The organism is Tetzosporium hominis (assembly GCF_002265435.1).
GTDB classification, from domain to species: Bacteria; Bacillota; Bacilli; order Bacillales_A; family Planococcaceae; genus Chryseomicrobium; species Chryseomicrobium hominis.
The window spans coordinates 1-370 of record NZ_NOKQ01000190.1 but is presented as its reverse complement, the minus strand read 5'-3'; the positions used below and the strand labels follow the sequence as shown (position 1 = coordinate 370).

Here is a 370-nt window from a genome sequence, read left to right as displayed (position 1 = left end):
CGCGGCACCGCGCAAAAATCTTACCGCCGCCGATAATTCCACTAACCGCCCCTGACGATGCTCAGGGGTAAAAATGTTATCCACATCACAATTTCGTTTTGCAAATTGGGAATGTTTGCAATTATTTGCCACAGGTAACAAAAAACCAGTCCGCGAAGTTGATAGAATCGCATCATCTCGCACGGTCAAATGTGCTTTTTCAAACACTCATCCGCATCACGATGTGAGGAAATTAACATGAATCTTAAGCTGCAGCTGAAAATCCTCTCTTTTCTGCAGTTCTGTCTGTGGGGAAGTTGGCTGACGACCCTCGGCTCCTATATGTTTGTTACCCTGAAGTTTGACGGTGCTTCTATCGGCGCAGTTTATA

Annotated in this window: 1 protein-coding gene and 1 pseudogene; one reads left to right on the top strand and one right to left on the bottom strand. The window is 45.7% G+C overall.

The window, feature by feature from the left end; genetic code table 11:
• The coding region (locus tag CF394_RS15920; RefSeq protein ID WP_207761690.1) for a hypothetical protein at nucleotides 1-207 on the bottom strand (207 nt) is incomplete at its 3' end.
• Nucleotides 208-237: 30 nt separating this feature from the next.
• On the opposite strand from CF394_RS15920, the pseudogene CF394_RS05180 reads away from it, so the two are divergent.
• A pseudogene (locus tag CF394_RS05180) lies at nucleotides 238-370 on the top strand (MFS transporter); the annotation flags it as partial.